At 53.8% G+C, this 3,093-nt stretch carries 4 protein-coding genes and 1 tRNA gene; all 5 read right to left on the bottom strand.

Going from position 1 to position 3,093, the window contains the following annotated elements:
- Positions 1 to 245: 245 nt before the first annotated feature.
- A complete protein-coding gene (locus RBR25_RS17580) occupies positions 246 to 1,277 on the bottom strand; it encodes a Fic family protein (protein ID WP_432820842.1) in 1,032 nt (343 codons plus the stop codon).
- Between the two features lie 11 nt (positions 1,278 to 1,288).
- Positions 1,289 to 1,474: a hypothetical protein gene (locus RBR25_RS17575; protein WP_432820841.1), complete on the bottom strand. Its 186-nt coding sequence runs from the start codon at positions 1,472 to 1,474 to the stop codon at positions 1,289 to 1,291.
- 11 nt (positions 1,475 to 1,485) lie between these two features.
- Entirely contained in the window at positions 1,486 to 1,815 is a 330-nt protein-coding gene (locus RBR25_RS17570) for an endonuclease domain-containing protein (RefSeq protein ID WP_432820843.1), read from the bottom strand.
- Between the two features lie 11 nt (positions 1,816 to 1,826).
- A tRNA-Val gene (locus RBR25_RS17565) sits at positions 1,827 to 1,960 on the bottom strand.
- 57 nt (positions 1,961 to 2,017) lie between these two features.
- Positions 2,018 to 3,093 (bottom strand): restriction endonuclease subunit S (locus tag RBR25_RS17560; RefSeq protein WP_432820840.1); only part of this gene is annotated, 1,076 nt, incomplete at its 5' end.

Here is a 3,093-nt window from a genome sequence, read left to right as displayed (position 1 = left end):
CCCGCCGGGCTTTTTCGTTGAAGCAACACAACAAAGGGAAGGAAGAAAGGAGTCTTCCGGCGACTGCCACGGCGCCGGTCGATGGTGAGAGTCTAGCCAAAGCCACCCTTCCGCAACAGCGTCAGGCGCGCAAAAATTCGCAGAGGTTTGAGCGACCCACACCTGTGCATTGGTGCAGGTCAGCACTGTTGCGGTCGGTAGCGTAACCCTCTTGCCCAATCACCACATAACCGCCGCCGAGGTTTTTAAAGACGTTGGCATAGGTGCACAGGGTGGGGATGCGCGGGAGTTATCACCTGGCGGCCCTTGTCTGTCAGCCGGTATTTCTGTTTGCTGCTGCGCGGCTTGTCGGGGATGGTCATTTCAATCAGTCCGGCATCCAGAGCCGGGAGCAGATAGGCCTTACGGAAATGTTCATCGTCTTTCAGCCCGAGCGCCTTTTTCAGCTGTTGCCGGGTCATCTCTCCGGCAAGAACTGAGAGCAGTCGAACTTCCGGGGCGACTTCCTGTGTAACTTCCGGGGTCGAGCTGCTCACCGTATCCAGAATCATCCGCAGCATGAAGGCGATAAACGGAGCGGAATCGGTCTTTCGGGTGCTTTCCTGAATGGCCTGGTAGTACTCGGCCTGGTGCTCGAAGATCAGGCTTTCCACCGGAATGTCGGCGAACAGGGGGTTCCAGCGGGCCAGTATCAGGCTCTGCCACAGCCGCCCCATGCGGCCGTTGCCGTCGGCGAAGGGGTGGATGAATTCGAATTCGTAGTGAAAGACCGAGCCGGCGATAAGCGGATGGGCGTCGGTGTTGGCCAACCACCCGAGCAGGTCGGCCATCAGTTGCGGCACCCGGTCGGCGGGCGGAGCCATGTGGATCACTTGGCTTCCCGCCATCACCCCCACGCCGCCATTCCGATACAGTCCCGCCTCGTCGATCAGGCCGGACATCAGCATCCGATGCGCCTCCAGCAGGTCTTTTTCCGCCTCGGGCTTCCAGGTGTCGAAACGGTCGTAGACGGCCAGGGCGTTTTTCACCTCCTGCACCTCGCGGGGCGGAGCGATGACCCGCTTGCCCTCCAGAATCGCGGTGATCTGCGCCTCGCTCAGGGTGTTGCCTTCGATGGCCAGCGAACCGCGAATGGTGCGGATGCGGTTGATGCGCCTCAGCCGCAAGGATCTGGCCTGATCGGTGAGCACGGTCAACCGCCCTAGGCCAAAGCTGATCGCGGCGACCCGGTTCAGGATCTCGGGGGTGATGGTGTAGGGCGGCTGGTAGGCGCTCATAGGCTGACCCTTCACTGGGCGGTTTCGCTTTCACCCGGCGCATCCTCGCCCTGAACGACGGGCTTGCCATCCTTCCAGGTCACGGCGTATTGGCCCAGACGTCGTTTCTTCTCCAGCGTTTTTCCGACGGCCTGGCGGAGGGTTTCCAGTTGCCGCTGTCCTTCCGGGGAAGGGGTGCTTTTTTTCTTGGTGTTCATCGTTGGGCCTCCTAAAGCAGAAGCTGACACGTCAAATCGTCGTAAACCCCTTCAAGATGATGTAGCACCTCTTCATTGGTATATCTGACGACCCGCAACCCAAGAGAGTTGAGAAATTTCGTTCGTTCGTTGTCATATTCCGTGGTTTCCGCGTGACTCTCACCGTCGATTTCTACGACTAGCCGCAGTTCCGAACAGTAAAAATCGACTATGTATCCACCGATAGGTTTTTGACGCAGGAATTTGAACCGGGCGAATTGTCTCTTGCGAAGAATTTTATGCCAGATCGTCAGCTCAGCCTTAGTCGGGTTGCTGCGATTTTGGCGGGCAAGCTCGGTCAGTTTTCTATCGTAGGGGAGAAAGGGAGTCGAACCCTCCCCCCGCCCTCCCTTGTCAGGGAGGGAGCTCGAAACTTCCCTTTGGCAGAGGAGCCTTGAGGGCGAGGTCGAAAGCAAACAGGAAACGCCGGAGCTTGAGCCTCCCCCCTGACAAGGGGGGATTGAGGGGGGTTGATTTTGCACCTTTGACTCGCTCATGCCGCCCTCACAGGTATTTTTTCATCACCGCCTCTTTGCGGGCGGGGGCGGCGTCGATGACGGCCTGGGCATCGGTGATCTGTTTTTCCAGAGCCTCGACCTTGGCGACGAATTTCTGTTGCTCTTTTAATGAAAGCGCCGGAACGGCGAAATTTTCGTAGAACGATGCTGGAACCCTGCGATGACCGCTAGCACCGGTCATGACTTTCTCTGCAGCCAGCCGCACTGATTTGCGATTTAGCAAGGCGAACAAGTATTCAGGCAGGAAGTTGGCGGTCTTGGCGCGGATGACATGAAATTCACTACTACCCATTCCAAGCCCATTGGTCAGCCCCTTGGCAAGCGCACATTTGCCATTCTCCATACAGGGAGTGATTTTGGCGATGATGATGTCGTTTTCGGCAAAATAGGTGTAACTGCTTTTGCGTAGATCACCCAAGGGCCGGTCAACGGAATCGGCAATATAGCCACCATCAGAAACGGATGCCATTTCGACAAACGACACCAACGTGTCGTTATCTACGTTTTTTATTTCAGTTTTGGACGGATTGATCTTGGCTACGTCACCAGAGCCAAGTTTTTTCGATAATGATTTTTTTTGAGCGTTTTCTGCAGTAAGTTGCTCAATCTCAGCCCTTGAGTTCTCAATGTCAGATAAGGCGGATTCAGCTTGTTGCTCAACTGCTTCGCATTCCTTAACTATATTTTTTTGAATTGCCATAGGCGGCAAAGGAATTTCAAAATTGGCAATTTGTTGCGCGTTTATCTCTTTATATTTTGAACCAGTTGGGACAAGATTTTCAAGAATCGGGCGTAGGTGATTCAATATATAGTAAAGATATTCATAATGTATCTGAGATGGATCACAAATGAAGTTTTTATAACCTTGATTGGTAGCAGTCGGTACTAGATTTATGCAAACTTCCCCAATAGTAGCACGGCTCGAAAAAATGACCGTATTGACTGGTAATAAAGTCGTCGCCTTTAACCCTGCCTTTGTAATTTTACGCAGTGTGTCTCTAAGATATTTTTCTTTTGTATCAACCAGTGTTGCCCAACAAATAGTGCCATTTTCCCAGAAAG

Source organism: Trichloromonas sp. (assembly GCF_034006665.1).
Lineage (GTDB): Bacteria > Desulfobacterota > Desulfuromonadia > Desulfuromonadales > Trichloromonadaceae > Trichloromonas.
Note: the sequence above shows the minus strand (reverse complement) of the source record. Positions and strands in the feature narration are given on the sequence as shown.

Bases quoted from the DNA above. Each gene is read 5' to 3' on its own strand.
- RBR25_RS17575 (WP_432820841.1), bottom strand. From the start codon at position 1,474: ATGAACACCAAGAAAAAAAGCACCCCTTCCCCGGAAGGACAGCGGCAA.
- RBR25_RS17580 (WP_432820842.1), bottom strand. From the start codon at position 1,277: ATGAGCGCCTACCAGCCGCCCTACACCATCACCCCCGAGATCCTGAAC.